The sequence below is a fragment of the Actinoplanes sp. NPDC020271 genome, assembly GCF_044388125.1.
In the GTDB taxonomy this organism is placed as follows: domain Bacteria; phylum Actinomycetota; class Actinomycetes; order Mycobacteriales; family Micromonosporaceae; genus Actinoplanes.
This window is the reverse complement of the sequence record NZ_JBIRWQ010000031.1, coordinates 72,853-89,019: the sequence shown is the minus strand read 5'-3', so window position 1 is coordinate 89,019 and position 16,167 is coordinate 72,853. Positions and strand designations below refer to the sequence as shown.

11 protein-coding genes are annotated in these 16,167 nt (G+C 70.5%); 7 read left to right on the top strand and 4 right to left on the bottom strand.

What is annotated here, in order from left to right:
- Positions 1-2: 2 nt before the first annotated feature.
- Entirely contained in the window at positions 3-902 is a 900-nt protein-coding gene (locus tag ACH442_RS41205; RefSeq protein WP_396343576.1) for an ABC transporter permease, read from the bottom strand.
- Positions 899-2,527: an ABC transporter substrate-binding protein gene (locus tag ACH442_RS41200; protein ID WP_396343575.1), complete on the bottom strand. Its 1,629-nt coding sequence runs from the start codon at positions 2,525-2,527 to the stop codon at positions 899-901. The genes ACH442_RS41205 and ACH442_RS41200 overlap by 4 nt, the downstream gene beginning before the upstream one ends.
- Between ACH442_RS41200 and ACH442_RS41195 the strand changes: the two genes are divergently transcribed.
- Positions 2,508-4,331, top strand: coding sequence for a sulfatase-like hydrolase/transferase (locus tag ACH442_RS41195; RefSeq protein WP_396343574.1), 1,824 nt, complete (start codon positions 2,508-2,510; stop codon positions 4,329-4,331). The genes ACH442_RS41200 and ACH442_RS41195 overlap by 20 nt on opposite strands.
- A gap of 751 nt (positions 4,332-5,082) precedes the next feature.
- Here the strand turns inward: ACH442_RS41195 and ACH442_RS41190 are convergent.
- Positions 5,083-6,960, bottom strand: coding sequence for a propionyl-CoA synthetase (locus ACH442_RS41190; RefSeq protein WP_396343573.1), 1,878 nt, complete (start codon positions 6,958-6,960; stop codon positions 5,083-5,085).
- Positions 6,961-7,438: 478 nt separating this feature from the next.
- Here ACH442_RS41190 and ACH442_RS41185 point away from each other — a divergent pair, with 478 nt between their 5' ends.
- From ACH442_RS41185 to ACH442_RS41175, 3 genes are all read left to right on the top strand, one after another.
- Positions 7,439-8,701 (top strand): sensor histidine kinase, encoded by a 1,263-nt coding sequence (locus tag ACH442_RS41185; protein ID WP_396343572.1) that lies wholly within the window; start codon positions 7,439-7,441, stop codon positions 8,699-8,701.
- Positions 8,698-9,360, top strand: coding sequence for a response regulator (locus tag ACH442_RS41180; RefSeq protein WP_396343571.1), 663 nt, complete (start codon positions 8,698-8,700; stop codon positions 9,358-9,360). Before ACH442_RS41185 ends, ACH442_RS41180 begins: the two co-directional genes overlap by 4 nt.
- Positions 9,361-9,426: 66 nt before the next feature.
- Entirely contained in the window at positions 9,427-10,848 is a 1,422-nt protein-coding gene (locus tag ACH442_RS41175; protein WP_396343570.1) for a hypothetical protein, read from the top strand.
- A 28-nt stretch (positions 10,849-10,876) separates the two neighbouring features.
- Here ACH442_RS41175 and ACH442_RS41170 read toward each other — a convergent pair whose 3' ends face one another.
- Positions 10,877-11,524: a TetR/AcrR family transcriptional regulator gene (locus tag ACH442_RS41170; protein ID WP_396343569.1), complete on the bottom strand. Its 648-nt coding sequence runs from the start codon at positions 11,522-11,524 to the stop codon at positions 10,877-10,879.
- A 140-nt stretch (positions 11,525-11,664) separates the two neighbouring features.
- On the opposite strand from ACH442_RS41170, the gene ACH442_RS41165 reads away from it, so the two are divergent.
- The 3 genes from ACH442_RS41165 to ACH442_RS41155 are packed head-to-tail and all read left to right on the top strand — an operon-like array spanning position 11,665 to position 16,122.
- Complete coding sequence (locus ACH442_RS41165) at positions 11,665-12,837, top strand: acyl-CoA dehydrogenase family protein (RefSeq protein ID WP_396343568.1); 1,173 nt, start codon at positions 11,665-11,667, stop codon at positions 12,835-12,837.
- 25 nt (positions 12,838-12,862) lie between these two features.
- On the top strand, positions 12,863-14,095 hold the full coding sequence (locus ACH442_RS41160; RefSeq protein ID WP_396343596.1) for an acetyl-CoA C-acetyltransferase: 1,233 nt from the start codon (positions 12,863-12,865) through the stop codon (positions 14,093-14,095).
- Positions 14,092-16,122, top strand: coding sequence for a 3-hydroxyacyl-CoA dehydrogenase NAD-binding domain-containing protein (locus ACH442_RS41155; RefSeq protein ID WP_396343567.1), 2,031 nt, complete (start codon positions 14,092-14,094; stop codon positions 16,120-16,122). Before ACH442_RS41160 ends, ACH442_RS41155 begins: the two co-directional genes overlap by 4 nt.
- Positions 16,123-16,167: the final 45 nt, after the last annotated feature.

Sequence of the window (16,167 nt, the reverse complement as noted above, 5' to 3'; positions counted from 1 at the left end):
GCTCAGCTCCTTCGCAACCGGGGGTCGATGACCAGGTAGGCCAGATCGGTGACGGTGTTGAGGACGACGAAGACGGCCGCCGCGAGGATGACCACGGCCAGCACCACCGGCAGGTCGCCGGCGTCGACCGCCTGCACGGTGACCTGTCCCAGGCCGGGCCGGCCGAAGACCTGCTCGATGATCACCGTGCCGCCGATCAGCACCCCGAACGACCAGCTGAGCATGGTGACCGCCGGCAGCAGCGCGTGCTTGAGCGCGTGCCGGGTCAGGACCGCTCGTTCCCGCAGGCCGCGGGCCCGAGCGGTGACCGCGAACGGCTCCTCCAGCGCGCGGTCCAGCCCCTCGCGCAGCACCTGCGCGAGCGTGCCGGCGATCGGCAGGCCCATCGTGAGCGCCGGCAGGATCAGCGCCGAGAAGTTCTTGTCCCCGGAGACCGGGAACCAGCCCAGCGTGAACGAGAAGATGCTGAGCAGCACGATCCCGATCAGGAACGGCGGCGTGGAGACCAGGACCAGCCCGATCGTCGAGGTGAGGCGACGGGCGAAGATCGCGAAGAGCAGCGCGAGGACGACTCCGAACAGGGCCGCGGCGGTGGCCAGCTTCACCGTCGGCAGCAGCTGACTGCCGAGGACGTCGGAGACCGGCCGTTGCAGGAGGTAGGAACGGCCCAGGTCGCCCTGGACCGCGCGCCACAGGAAGTCCAGGTACTGCACGACGGCCGGCCGGTCGAGGTGCCACTCGGCGATGATCTGCGCCCGGATGCCCGGGGTGTCGGCGCCATCACCGATGATCGCGTCGACCGTGCTGCCCGGGGCGGCGAGCAGCGCCAGGTAGGCGAGGGTCGCGGCGACCCAGAGGACCAGCACGCCCGCGCCCACCCGGCGCAGAACCGCCGTGATCACTTGCTGAGCCAGAGGTTGTAGGCGTCGACCGGGACACCGGCGGTCGGCTCGAACCCGACGCCGCCGACCGACTTCGACGCGGCGATCTGGTCCTGCGGGGCGTAGAGCGGCTGCACCAGCGCCTGATCGGTGACGGCCAGCTTCTGCACCTGCTCGTAGAGGTCGGCGCGGCCGGCCTGGTCGGTGGTCGCGACCGCGTCGTCGAGCAGCTTGTCCAGCTCGGGACTCGTGAAGCCGGTGCGGTTGATCGACCCCGTGGAGTAGAGCAGCAGGTTCAGTGCGGCACCGGCGTCGGTGTCGGCACGGGAGTTGTCGAACAGCTCGTACTCGCCGTCGGCCAGCGCCTTGGTGGCGGTGCCCTGGTCGACCAGCTGGATCTCCAGGTCGATGCCGGCGCTCTGCTTCACCGCGGCCTGAACGGCCTGGGCCAGCACGTCCCGGCGGTCACGGACGTACGGGGCGGACTGCACCAGGCGTACCGTCAATCGTTTCCCGTCTTTGGTCCGGAAGCCCTCGGCGTCCTTGGCCGACCAGCCGGCCCCGTCCAGCAACTGGTTGGCCTTGGCGGCATTGGCGCCGTAGCTGCCTTCCAGGGACTTGTCGTAGAACGGACTGGTCGGTCCGATCACGCTCCACGCCCGGGTCGCGGTGTTCCGGTAGACCCCGTCGAGCACCGCGGGCACGTCCAGCGCCTCGCGGAACGCCTGCCGGACCCTCACGTCGTCGAAGGGCGCGTGCACGGTGTTGAAGTAGTAGGAGTAGGCCGAGCCCGAGTTCAGCCCGCGCACCAGCGACAGGTCGGCGTCGGCGCTGAGCAGCGGCTCGTCGGTGGCCGGGACGCCCTCGATGATCTGGACCTGACCGGAGGTCAGCGCGCCGACGCGCACCGACGACTCCTTCAGGAACCGGTAGGTGATCTCGTCGAGGTAGGCCGGACCGGTGTGTCCGGCATTGGCCGGTGCCCAGTTGTAGGCGGGGTTCTTCTTGAAGTGCACCTCCTGGCCGGGGGTGTAGCGGTCCAGGACGAACGGGCCGGTGCCGGCCAGCTCGGGCCCGCCCGCCTTGAGGTTCGTCGCCTCCTTGATCGGCTTGGGCGAGATCTGCGCGCCCTGCGGGGAGGAGAGGAAGTCCAGGAGGAGCACGTCCGGCTTCTTCAGCTGGAAGACGACCGTGGAGTCGTCCTTGACCTCGACCTTGTCCAGGTCCTTGAGCTGGACGGCGGCGACGCCGGGCGCGTAGTTCGGCACCAGGATCTGATCGATGTTGGCCTTGACCGCGGCGGCGTCGAACCTCGTGCCGTCCGAGAAGGTGACGCCGGTGCGGAGCTTGAAGGTGTACGTCCTGCCGTCCGGCGACACCTCGTAGCCACTGGCCAGCCAGGGTAGGTAACCGCCCTTGTCGTCGTGGGTGAGCAGGGCCTCGAAGGTGTTCCAGACCAGCAGGCGGGCCTTGGCCTGTGCGTACTGGTGCGGGTTGAACGTGATCGGCTCGGTTTCGACGGCCCAGGTCAGCGAGCCGCCGCTGACCGGCGCGCCGGCGTCGGCGGTGCTGCCCGACTGCCCGCCGGAGCAGCCGGCGACCGTGAGCAGGGCGATGGCGAGAACAGTGGCGCTGAAGCGGCGCATGGACGACCTCCTGTCCCTATTTCCTATAGGTCGAATAGGAGAAAGGCAAGAGGGCTATGACGTCCCCGACATCATCGGCTTGAACCATCCGGGGAAAACATGCGTTCCCCATGTCGTGCAACCTGACCCTGCCGATCAGCAGACCCCTGCCACCCCTGGACGGGTACGCCGCCTCCTGCGGCACCCCTGGGTCGGGCGCGGCGTGACCGTCCTCGCCTGCCTGATCGTCCTGGCCGAGCTGCTGTTCCCCAACATCCTGACCCGCCTCAGCTTCGGGAGCTTCGTCCGCATCCCGATCGAGGCCGCGATCATCATCGGCGTGCTGATCGTGCTGCCCCGCCGCCCCCGGCGCGTCTTCGCCGTCCTCGGCGGCGTCGGGCTCGGCTGGCTCGTCCTGGAAAAATGCCTCGACATGGGCTTCTTCTACGTCCTGGCCCGCCCGTTCGACCCGGTCCTCGACTGGGTGCTCTTCGACGACGCGTACGACTTCGTCCGCGACGCCTACGGCACCACCGGCCTCGTCGGCGCCCTCACCGGCATCGCCCTGCTGATCGCCGGCGTCCTCGGCCTCACCATCTGGGCCATGCTGCGGATCAGCCGGCTGCTCGGCGAAGACCGGCGCCGCTCCGCGTTCACCGGTGCCGGCATCGCCGTCGCCTGGGCCCTCACCCTGATCCTCAACGTCCCCGGCGTCACCACCGGCGTCCCCCTGGCCGCGCGCAGCTCCGTCATGTACGCCTGGGACCGCGCCGGGCAGGCCCGCGCCGGCGTCCAGCGCGAAGCCGCGTTCAACCGGGAAGTGCAGGTCGACGCGTACAAGAACGTCCCGTCCGACCAGCTCCTCACCGGCCTCGCCGGCAAGGACGTCATGCTCACGTTCGTCGAGAGCTACGGCCGCAACGCCGTCGAAGCCCCCAACCTGGCCCCCGGGGTCGACCCCGTCCTCGACGCCGGCACCGCCGAACTCAAAGCCGCCGGCTTCACCAGCCGCAGCGGCTGGCTCACCTCACCCACCTTCGGCGGCGGCAGCTGGCTCGCCCACTCCACCACCATGTCCGGGCTGTGGATCAACAACCAGGCCCGGTACCGCAACCTGACCGCCAGCAACCGGCTCACCCTGCCCAGCCTGTTCCGCTCGGCCGGCTGGGACACCGTCAGCGTCATGCCCGGCGCCACCCGCGCCTGGCCCGAAGGCAACTTCTACGGCTTCGACCGGGTCTGGGACAGCCGCAACCTCGGCTACAACGGGCCCCGGTTCAGCTGGGCGCCCATGCCCGACCAGTACACGCTGAAAAAGTTCAACGAAGTCGAATACGACAAGGCCGGGCGCAAACCGCTCTTCGTCGAAATGCCGCTCGTGTCCAGCCACACGCCGTGGTCGCCGCTGCCCGAATTCATGGACTGGGACCAGGTCGGGGACGGGTCGGTCTACAACGCGATCGTGGCCAAACAGCCGTCCAAAGCGGAGATCTGGAAAGCTTCGGCGACGGTTCGGTCGCAATACGGAAAATCGGTGCAGTACACGGTGACGACCCTCACGGACTGGATCGCGAAATACGGCAAGGACAACCTGGTGATGATCTTCCTGGGCGACCACCAGCCGTCGCCGGTGGTGACCGGGGACAACGCCAGCCATGACGTACCGATCACGATCGTGGCCAAAGACCCGGCAGTCATCGAACGGATCGCCGGGTGGGGCTGGACCGACGGGATCAAACCGGCGGCCAACGCGCCGGTGTGGCCGATGAACGCATTCCGGGACAAATTCCTGACAGCCATGGGGCCTGGCGGGAACAGCCACTGATCGGCGGTAGCGCTCAGGCTGCGTGCGGCACCGGCCTCCACCGGGGCCGCACGCTTTGTTCCCGGACGAGGTGATGGCCGGCTGGGGCTTGTTCCGGGCGGATGATGATTGGCCGGGGCATTGTCGTATCCGCGCGGTCGTTGCGTCCGGACGCCGTCCGCTCGAGCGGATCATGCTCGAGTCCGGGCCGTCGGAGGTGGCCCGGCTGCGTCGTGCTTGAGTCCAGGGCCGCAGGAGCAAGCGCGGCCGCATAAGCCCGGAGCCCGGAGCCCGGAGCGCCGGCGCCTGCCCGGCCCGGCCCGGCCCGGCCGCATTGTGCTTGAAGCCTGGACCGCCGGCGCCGGCCCGGCCGCGTTGTGCTTGAGCCTGGACCGTCGGCGCTCGCCCGGCTCGCGTTGTGCTTGAGCCTGGACCGTCGGCGCTCGCCCGGCCGCGGAGCCGCGTTCCGCGTCGATCCGGCTGCGGCCGTTCGAGTCCGGGGCCCCAGCGCGGTAATGCGGGCGGATAACCACGCCCAGCACCAGCCGCCCAAGCACAGCTGGGCCCCAGCGTGGTAATCGGGCTTCGACGCCGGACGGGCCGGCCGCGCAGCGGCCCGAGGCTCGAATCGGCGCGCAAAGTCCCGGTCCCCACCCCGACCAAGGGGGCAGACCACCCACTCACCATCATCACGGAAGGGCGGGAGCTCAGGCGGCCGGCCTGTGGACAGACCAACAATGTGGACAACCGACGATGATCTTCACGGCGTGGTTCAATCGACGGGTCGCAGCAGTGGCCGGAGGACGTCCAGCACGGCGGGGTCATCGATCGTCGACGGCACCACGGTGTCCGCGCCGTCGGCCAGGCCGCGCATCGTCGCCCGGAGGATCTTGCCGGATCGGGTCTTCGGGAGCGCCGGGACGATGTCCACCCGGCGCAGGGCCGCAACCGGGCCGACCTGAGCACGCACCAGGTCGACCAACGCACCTTCCAGGCCGGTGTCCTCCGCGCCGGCCTTGAGCACGACGAACGCCCGCGGCACCTGGCCCTTGACCGGGTCGTGGACGCCGATCACCGCGCACTCGGCGACCGCGGGATGAGCGGCCAGCACCTCCTCCATCGCGCCCGTCGACAGCCGATGCCCGGCCACGTTGATGACGTCGTCGGTGCGGCCCAGCACGTACAGGTAGCCCTCCTCGTCGAACCGTCCACCATCTCCAGTCAGGTAGTTGCCTTGATGAGCCGACAGATACGAGCGCACATAACGTTCGTCGTCCTGCCACAGCGTCGGCAGGCATCCGGGCGGCAGCGGCAGGCCGATCACGATCGAGCCCTCCGTGCCGGGCGGCAGATCATTTCCGGACTCGTCGACGACCCGGACGCGATAGCCGGGCATCGGCAGGGACGGCGACCCCGGCTTCGTCGGCAACTCCTGGATGCCACGAGGGCTGGCTGCGATCGGCCAGCCGGTCTCGGTCTGCCACCAGTTGTCGATCACCGGTACGCCGAGCAGGTCACCCGCCCAGCGGTAGGTCTGCGGGTCCAGCCGCTCACCGGCGAGGAAGAGCAGGCGGAGCGCGCTCAGGTCGTACGTGGGAAGGTGTTTGCCCTCAGGATCTTCCTTGCGGATCGCACGCAACGCCGTCGGCGCGGTGAACATGCTGGTCACGCGGTGCTGGGCGGCGACCCGCCAGAAGGCCCCGGCATCCGGCGTGCCGACCGGCTTGCCCTCGTAGAGCACGGTCGCGGCGCCGGCCAGCAACGGCCCATAGACGATGTACGAGTGGCCGACCACCCAGCCGACGTCGGACGCCGCCCAGAACGTCTCCCCCGGCCGTACGTCGAAGATGTTCTCCATCGACCATCGCAGAGCGACCGCGTGCCCGCCGTTGTCGCGAACCACGCCCTTGGGCCGGCCCGTCGTGCCGGAGGTGTAGAGGATGTACAGCGGATCGGTCGCGCGGACCGGCACGCACTCGGCCGGTTCCACGTCGGCGATCGCTTCGGCCCAGGTCAAGTCACGTTCCTTGAGCAGGGTCGCGGGATGCTCGGGACGCTGCAGGATCACGCGGCGGTCCGGCACGTGGGTCGCCGCGTCGAGGGCGGCGTCGAGCATCGGCTGGTACGGGACGATCCGACCGGCCTCGACTCCGCACGACGTCGCGACGATCACTTTCGGACGCGCATCGTCGATCCGGGCCGCCAGCTCACGGGCACCGAAGCCGCCGAAGACCACCGAGTGCACCGCGCCGAGCCGAGCGCAGGCGAGCATCGCGATCACCGTCTCCGGCACCATCGCCATGTAGATCACGACCCGATCGCCACGGGTGACCCCGAGACGCTTCAGTGCCCCGGCGAAGACCGCGACCTCGTCTCGGAGTTGGGCGTACGTGTAAACCCTGGTCACGCCCGTGACCGGACTGTCGTAGATCAGCGCCGTCCGCTTCCCGTGCCCCCGGTCGACGTAGCGGTCCAGTGCGTTGTGGCAGGTGTTGAGCTCGGCGTCAGGGAACCAGCGGAAGATCGGGGCCTCGCTGTCGTCGAGTATCCGGGTCGGCGGGACGTGCCAGGCGATGCCGGCGGCGGCGTCCCGCCAGAACGCCTCCGGATCCGTGATGCTGCGCTGGTACGTCTGCCGGTAGTCACCCATGATCTGACGCTGCGCCGGGCCGGGCCCTTTGTCCACCCGTCTTCACTCCACGGAAGTTCAGGCACACCCCGTAACGCATCCTAGGAGGCTAGGCAATCAAATCCAGCTTGTGGGGGCGCGGGTTAGCGCGGGAAGCGACGCGGAGCGCGGGAAGCCGCACGGGACGCGGGACGCCGCGTGGGAAGCGGACGCCGCGTGGGAAGCGGACGCCGCGTGGGAAGCGGACGCCGCGTGGGAAGCGGACGCCGCGTGGGAAGCGGACGCCGCGAGCGAGGCGCCGCGGCCCGGTGGGTTGCGGTCTCGGCCAGGGCTGAAGGGTGCGTTCGGCAGTGTGAAGCACCGCTCCGGACCAGCCGAGGCTGTTCGGCTGGCGCGCCGGGGTGCCTCGGCGGCTCTGGTGCACCTCTGAGCGCCGGCCGAGGAGGCTCGAAGGTGACGGGGCGGATTGTGCCGGGGGTGGGAAGTAGGGTCCGGAGGCATGGGGGACGGCTACGAGGCTCGGCTCTCGCCGCGGTGGCGACGGGGGCTTCTGGTGCTGGCCGCGATTCTGGTCTCCCCCGTGGTCTGGCAGGACGTTGCCGGGCCGGCACCAGGGCTGGGGCGGGTCGTCGCGATCGGGCTCGCGGCGGGGCAGGTCGCGGCGTTGTGGTGGCTGGGGCAGGCTCCGCGCCTGGTCACGGGCGGGATTCTGGCGGCTGGCGCGGTCCTGCAACTGCTGGTGCCGGGGGTCGGGGCCGGGCTGGCGTTCGTGGTCCTGTGCACGTATGCGTGGGCGAAACCGGCCGCCGAGAGTCTGTGGGCGCTGGGCGGGACGATTGTCGCGGTGTGCGTGCCGGCCGCGGTGCGGGCTCGGTGGCTGTGGGCCGGTGGTGGGCCGGCGACCGGCCAGGGGCGGTGGCTGGGGGCCGGTGCTGGGCCGGCGACCGAGCAGGGGCGGTGGCTGCTCGCCGGCGGGTGGCTCGCGGCGGCGCTGCTGGCGTGGAGCTGGGGTGCGCTGGGGCGGGCCCGTGGCGCGCGGCGGGAGGCGGAGCGGCGGCAGGCGGTTCTGGAGGAGCGCGGCCGGATCGCGCGGGAGCTGCACGACGTGTTGTCGCACACGGTGACGGTGATGGTGGTGCAGGCCGCGGCGGCTGACGACGTCTTCGAGTTCAACCCGGGTCAGGCGCGGGAGGCGATCCGGCGCACTGAGGCGGCGGGGCGTGAGGCGCTGGCCGAGCTGCGGACCTTCCTGCGGACGGTGCGCGAGGGCGATGGGGAGCCGGACGGGGAGCAGGACAGCGCGGGCTGGCATGACATGCCGCCGCAACCGGGGCTGGCTGAGGTCGATCGGCTGGCCAGGATCATGGCCGGGGCCGGGCTGGCGGTGACGGTGCGGCGTGAGGGTGAGGGGGAACCGCCGCCCGGGGTGCAACTGGGGGCTTATCGCATCGTGCAGGAAGCGCTGACCAACACGCTGCGGCATTCGGGCGCCGAGCAGGCCGAGGTCCTGATCCACGTCACGGGGACGGAGGTGGAGGTCGAGGTGCGCGACGACGGGAACGGCGGGGCCGGCAGCACGCCCGGCACCGGCATCCGCGGCATGCGGGAACGCGCGGCCCTGCTCAACGGCACCCTCACCGCCGGGAGCGACCAGGGCAACGGCTTCCGGGTCCGAGCCCGACTCCCGTGGGGGGAAGCAGCCGGCCGGGTGAACAGGGCGGGCAAAGGCGACGACGGGATGGGCACGGGGGTGGACGGTTGAGCATCCGAGTGTTGATCGTGGACGATCAGGCGCTGGTCCGGGTCGGCTTCCGGATGATCATCGAGGCGCGGGACGACCTCGAGGTGGTCGGCGAGGCGAGCGACGGCGAGCAGGCGTTGCGGCTCGCGACGCAGACGCGGCCCGAGGTCGTGCTGATGGATGTCCGGATGTCCGGCATGGACGGCCTGACCGCGACCGCCCGGCTCACCGCAACCCCGGACCCGCCTCGCGTGATCATGCTGACCACCTATGACCTGGACGAGTCCCTCTATGCCGCGTTGCGGGCCGGGGCAAGCGGCTTCCTGCTGAAGGATGTCCGCCCGGCCGACCTGGTCGAGGCGATCCGCGTGGTGGCCCGCGGCGAGGCCCTCCTCGCCCCGACCGCGACCCGCCGCCTGCTGGATCATTTCGTCGCCGCGGACATGACTCCGCCGGGCGCCGACGTGCGCCTGGACCGGCTGACCGGCCGCGAACGTGAGGTTCTGGAGCTGCTGGCCCGGGGTGCGTCGAACGCGGAGATCGGCACGCGTCTGACCGTGACCGAGGCGACCGTGAAGACGCACGTCTCGGCCGTGCTGCGCAAACTGGACGTGCGGGACCGGGTGCAGGCGGTCGTCCTCGCCTACGACCTGGGGGTGGTCCGGCCGAGGTCATCCTGAAGTCGTAGACCGAAGACCATGCTGACGCCGGAGGATCGGCGGTCACGACATTCCTAGCGTCAGGGCATGACCAAGAAGACCGTCGTCGCCCTGCTCGTCACCAACCTCGCGATCAGCGTGATCTTCGCGCTGATCACCCTGTTCCTGCACGGCCCGATTCTCGCCTACCAGCACGTACATCATCCGGCAGCGGACCCGGCGGCGTTGTCCCGGACGTTGTGGACCCGACCGTTGCCGATCCTCGTCGTGGCCCTGCTCTACGCCCGGTTCGTGCGCCAGTTGCTGAGGGGCGATCGGCGGGCGCTGCGCCGCGTCCGCATCATCTCCGTCGTCGGCCTGATCGGTGTCGGCTGGTTGTTGCTGAGCGCCGAGTACCCGCCCTGGCTGCGCATCGTCGAGGCCGTCCAACTGCTGCTCCTGGCCGCGATGACGGTCACGGTGAACCTGCGGACCGTGCGGTCCGCGTTCGACGCCCCGCTCCCGGCCGACGCCCGCCCGCGGAACCGGCGCGCCGCGTGGACGTTGATCCTGCTCGCGCCGGTCGTCGCCGAGTTGATGCTGGGCAACATCCCGCTGCGGCAGCTCTGGGTGTTTCCGGTCTTCATCCCGATCTACGGCGCGAGTGCGTTGCTGATCCGGGAGGTGACCCGGCGTTCCGGCCGCGGCGTTCCGGCGATGCTGCTGCTGGGGCTCGCCTACGGCCTGGTCGAGGAGGGCCTGGTCCTGCAGAGTTTGACCAGCCCGACGATCTACCACGCGGCGGACTGGGCGCCGCGGCTGTTCGGCGTCAACAGCGCCTACACCGAGCTGAACCTGGTCTACCACCCGGTTTTCAGCATCACGATCCCGATCCTGCTGACCGAGCTGCTGTTCGCCGGGCACGGACGGCAGCCGTACCTGCGCCGGGGCGGGCTCATCGTCACCGGCGTGGTCGCCGTGCTGGGTGCGCTGCTGGTGCACGTCGCGGTCCTGCCCGCGGAGGATCCGGACTACAGGTTGCCGCTGGTCCCGGCCGCTGTCATTCTCACCGTCGCGCTGCTGCTCACGGTCACCGCTCTGCGCGTACGCCGTGAGCCCGCCCGCCTCCCGGAAACCCCGACGAGGGTTCCCTCCCCCACGGCCGTAGCCGTCGTGACCGGCGCCGCCGGGTTCGGGTTCGTCGCGCTGCTCTTCCCGTTCGCCGGCGCGACGCAGTCGTTCTTCACCCACGGCGCCTGGGTGTTCGCCCCGATGTCCGCCGCCGCGGCGATCGTCGCCGTCACCGCCGTTCTGGTGCACCGCTGGAGCGCCGCCTGGTCGCCCGCCCACCTGCTGGCCGCCGCCCTGGGCGCGACCGTCGGCCACGCCGTCTTCGGCCTGGTCGCGAACGCCGGAACGATTCCGGACCGAGCGTTCCTCGCCGCGCTGATCGGGTTCGCCACGGGCGGGGGCATCTGGGCGATACGCCGCCGGAGCGCATCACGCCCCGAGCCGGTCGAGGCCGGCTGAGGACGGTGCGCGACGCACTCAGCCCTGGTCAGGTCGCTTGCGGGAACACCTTCTCGACCATGGTGATCAGTGTCGTGGTCAGCAGGGTGTGCACCTGCTCCCGGGTCAGCGCGCCCCGCTGCAGCCATTCCCGCGCCGTGTAGGTCGCCATCCCCACGTAGGCCCGCGCCATCCCCCGCAGCGCCTCCCCCGGTTCCCCGCCGGGGCCGGTCGCGGTCAGGATGCTCTCCGCGGCCACGTCGATCGCCTCGGCGATCACCTGGTCGACGTCGGCGTCCCCGGCCATCCCGCCGGCGGTGATCGCGGCCAGCCAGGACGTGCTGTGCCGGGAGACCACGTCGAGGAACCAGCCGACGATCGCGTCGGCCCGCTCGGCCGGGCTGCCGGCGGGCAGGAGCGAGAGGGCCACCCCGGGCACGGTCAGCATCACCCGGACGACTTCGAGGTAGAGCTCCTTCTTCGTCCCGAAGTAGTGGTTGACCAGGCCCCGGGCGACGCCGGCGTCCCGGGCCACGTCGGTGGTGGAGACCTCCGCGTACGGCCGCTCGCCGAACAGTCGCACGGCCACGGAGAGGATCTGCTCGCGCCGCGCGTCGGGTTCCAGCCGGCGCCCGCGGGTCACGGGCGGGCGCAGCGCCCCGGCGACCGGGCTGGGCGGCGTTGCTGCTGACGACACGTTCGTGACCATACGGCACCTCGATTCATCGGGATGCGAGATCGAGGTGCCGTCGATCTTCCGATCGCCGAAACAGATGGATCGCGCCAATTCATCACCGCCTTGTTGACACAGCGCCAACAGTGATCGAGGGTGTGTCAATGTCGACGCCTGGACTGGACGGTTATGCCGAGCCGTGGCGCAAGCCGGAACACGACGACTTGGCCGAGATGGCCCGGACCTTCTTCCTCAAGGAGGTGGTGCCGCACGCGGCCCGCCTCGAACAGCAGGGCCATCCCGACCGGGAGCACTACCGGAAAGCCGGCGAGCTCGGCCTGCTCGGCCTCTCGATCCCGGAGGAGTACGGCGGCGGGGGCGGCGATTTCACCCACGAGGCGGTGATGTTGCACGAACAGCAGCTGGCCGGCGAGGGCAGCCTGGGTCTGGCCGTGCACAGCGGCATCGTGACCGGCTACCTCAACGCGTACGGCACCGAGGAGCAGAAGCGCCGCTGGCTCCCGAAGCTCTGCTCGGGCGAGCTGATCGGCGCGATCGCGATGACCGAGCCGGACGGCGGGTCGGACGTCCAGGCGATCCGGACCCGTGCGGTCCGGACCGGCGAGGACTTCCTCGTGACCGGGTCGAAGACCTTCATCACCAACGGGTATCTGGCGGACTTATTGGTCCTGGCCGTCAAGACCGATCAGTCCGCCAAGGCCCACGGCATCTCGCTGCTGGTCTGCGAGCTGGACGAGGACGCGCCCGGCTTCCGGCGGGGACGCAACCTGGAGAAGATCGGGCTGCACGCCAACGACACCGCGGAACTGTTCTTCGACGAGTTCCGGGTGCCGGCCGCGAACCTCCTGGGCGGGGTCGAGGCCGAGAACACCGGCTTCTACCAGCTCATGCAGCAGCTGCCGCAGGAGCGACTGGTGATCGGGGTCGGCGCGGTGGCCGCGATGCAGCGCGCGGTCGAGCTGGCCACGGCGTACGCGAAAGAAAGAACTGCCTTCGGGAAACCGCTCGTGGGTCACCAGAACACCCGCATGGTGCTGGCCGAGTGCGCGACCCGGACCCGCGCCTCACGAGTTTTCCTGGACGACTGCATCGTCCGGCACCACCGGGGTGAACTGGACGTGGCGACGGCCGCGATGGCCAAGCTCTACCTGACCGAGGGACAGTGCGAGGTGGTGGACCGCTGCCTGCAGATCTTCGGTGGGTACGGCTACACCACCGAGTACCCGATCGCCCGGATGTACGCCGACGCCCGGGTGCAGAAGATCTACGGCGGCACCAACGAGATCATGAAGGAGCTGATCGCCCGTGTCCTCTGAGCTTGCCCGCGGCGGAAGACAAAAGGTGAACCCGCAGAACGAGGCATACGTCTACGACGCGGTCCGCACGCCCCGCGGGCGCGGCAAGGACAACGGCGCGCTGCACGGCACCAAGCCGATCACCCTGGTCACCGGCCTGATCGACGCGATCCGGGAACGGAACCCGGGGCTCGACCCGCAGCGCGTCGAGGACGTGGTGCTGGGCATCGTCACACCGATCGGCGAGCAGGGCGGCGACCTCGCCCGCGCGGCGGCACTCGTCGCGGGACTCCCGGACACCACTGGTGGCGTACAACTCAATCGGTTTTGTGCTTCCGGCCTGGAAGCGGTGAATCAGGCGGCGTCGCGGATCCGGTCGGGGTGGGAGCACCTGATCCTGGCCGGCGGCGTCGAGTCGATGTCGCGCAACCCGATGGGGTCGGACGGCGGGGCGTGGTTCCTGGACCCGGAGACCGCCCTCGCGACGAGCTTCGTGCCGCAGGGGATCAGCGCCGATCTGATCGCGACGATCGAGGGGTTCAGCCGGGACGACGTCGACGGCTACGCGATCCAGTCGCAGGAGCGGGCCGCGAAGGCGATCGCCGGGGGCGCGTTCAGCCGCTCGATCGTGCCGGTGCGCGACCCTAACGGCTTGGACGTGCTGACCGTCGACGAGCACCCGCGGCCGGACACCACCCGCGCCGGGCTGGGCAAACTCAAGCCGTCGTTCGCGTCGATCGGCGAGCAGGCCGGGTTCGACGCGGTGGCGCTGCAGAAGTACCACTGGCTGGAGGAGATCGACCACGTCCATCACGCGGGCAACTCGTCCGGCATCGTGGACGGGGCGGCACTCGTCGCCATCGGATCGGCACAAATCGGGCAGGAGCTGCAGCTCCGGCCCCGGGCCAAGATCGTCGGAGCGGCGGTGAGTGGCGCCGATCCGACGTTGATGCTGACCGGGCCGACGCCCGCGACCATCAAGGCGCTCGAGGTGGCGGATCTCGAGATCTCGGACATCGACCTCTTCGAGATCAACGAAGCGTTCGCGGCCGTGGTGCTCAAGTACATCCGTGACCTGAAGCTGGACCCGGAGCGGGTGAACGTGAACGGCGGCGCGATCGCTCTGGGACATCCGCTCGGCGCGACCGGAGCGATGCTGGTCGGCACCGTGGTCGACGAACTCGAACGGCGCGACCTGCGTCGAGCCGTGGTCACCCTCTGTATCGGCGGCGGCATGGGCGTCGCGACCGTCATCGAGCGGGTTGGAGACTTCGCGTGATCGCGTACGACAAGGACGACGCCGGCATCGTCACGCTGACGATGAATGACCCGGACCAATCGGCGAACACGATGAATGCCACCTACGTGGCCGCCATGACCGCCGCCCTCGACCGCCTGGAGGCCGAGAAGGAGCAGGTCACCGGCGTGATCGTGGCCAGCGCGAAGAGCACGTTCTTCGCCGGTGGCGACCTGCCGACGATGAGCCGGGCCCGCCCGGAGGACGCGCCGGCGCTGTTCGAGCTGCTCGGCACGATCAAACGGGACCTGCGGCGGCTGGAGACCTACGGCCGCCCGGTCGTCGCCGCGATCAACGGCGCGGCCCTGGGCGGCGGCTTCGAGATCGCGCTCGCCTGCCACCACCGCATCGCCCTCGACGCGCCCGGCACCCGCGTCGGCTTCCCCGAGGTCACGCTGGGTCTGCTGCCCGGGGCGGGCGGCGTGACACGGACCGTCCGGATGCTCGGCATCGCCCCGGCGCTGATGACCTGGCTGCTCACCGGCAAGCGGCTCAAGCCGGCCGCGGCCCGGGACGCCGGCATGATCGACGAGGTCGTCACCACGCCCGAGGAGCTGATCACCAAGGCGAAGGAGTGGATCGCGGCGAACCCGGACGCGGCCCAGCCCTGGGACCGGCCCGGCTACCGGATGCCCGGCGGCACCCCGGCCACCCCGAAGCTCGCCGTGCAGCTGCCGGCGTTCCCGGCGACCCTGCGCAAGCAGCTCAAGGGCAACCGGATGCCGGCGCCCGAGGCGATCCTGGAGACCGCGGTGGAGGGCGCGCAGGTCGACGTCGATACCGCGTTCCTGATCGAGACGCGGCGGTTGATCACGCTGCTCACCGGCCGGATCGCGAAGAACATGATCGGCGCGTTCTTCTTCGACATGAAGGCGGTCAACGGCGGCGCGGCCCGCCCGCAGGTCGAGGTCGCCCCGGCCACGAAGGTCGCGGTGCTCGGGGCCGGGATGATGGGCGCCGGGATCGCGTACGCGTGTGCCCGCGCCGGCCTGGAAGTCGTGGTCAAGGACGTCTCGCTGGAAGCGGCGCAGCGTGCGGTCACCGACGGTGACCCGGGCGTGCTGGCCCGGATCACGCCGACTGCCGACGTGGAGGACCTGCGCGGCTGTGACGTGGTGATCGAGGCCGTCTTCGAGGACCCGAAGCTCAAGCACCGAGTGTTCGCCGAGGTCGAGCCGGTGCTCGCGCCGGACGCGCTGCTCGCCTCGAACACGTCCACGCTGCCGATCACGGGCCTGACCCAGGGCGTGTCCCGCCCGGCCGACTTCATCGGCATGCACTTCTTCTCCCCGGTCGGCAAGATGCCGCTGCTGGAGATCGTGGTCGGCGAGCAGACGTCGGACGCGGCGATCGCGCGCGCCTTCGACCTGGGCCGCCGGATCAGCAAGACGCCGATCGTGGTCAACGACGGGCGCGGCTTCTTCACCAGCCGGGTGATCGGGCAGTTCATCAACGAGGCGGTCACCATGGTCGCCGAGGGGGTGCCGGCCGCGTCGGTCGAGCAGGCGGCGCTGCAGGCCGGCTACCCGACCGGGCCGCTCGCGCTGGCCGACGAGGTGACGCTCACGCTGATGGGCAAGATCCACAAGGCTTACCTGGCGGCCGGGGTCAACGCGGGCTACGAGAAGGCACACGCCCTCGTGCAGGACATGCTGGAGAACCACGAGCGGGCCGGGCGGTCGTCGGGGAAGGGCTTCTACGCGTACGAGAACGGGCGCCGTCAGAAGCTGTGGAGCGGGCTCGCCGACCTGGCCACCGACGAGGGCCGCGCCGTGCCCTTCGAGGACCTGCAGGAACGGCTGCTGTTCAGCGAAGCCCTCGACGCGCTGCGCTGCCGCGCGGAAGGCGTGCTGCGCACCGACGCGGACGGCAACATCGGCTCGATCCTCGGCATCGGCTTCCCGGCCTGGACCGGCGGCGTGATCCGGTACGTCGAGCAGCACCCCGACTTCAAGGGCCGGGCCTCCGAACTGGCCGCGCGTTACGGCGAGCGGTTCACCCCGGCATGAGCGACTGCACCGAGCGGCCGCCGGCCGCACTTGCCGACGACCTCG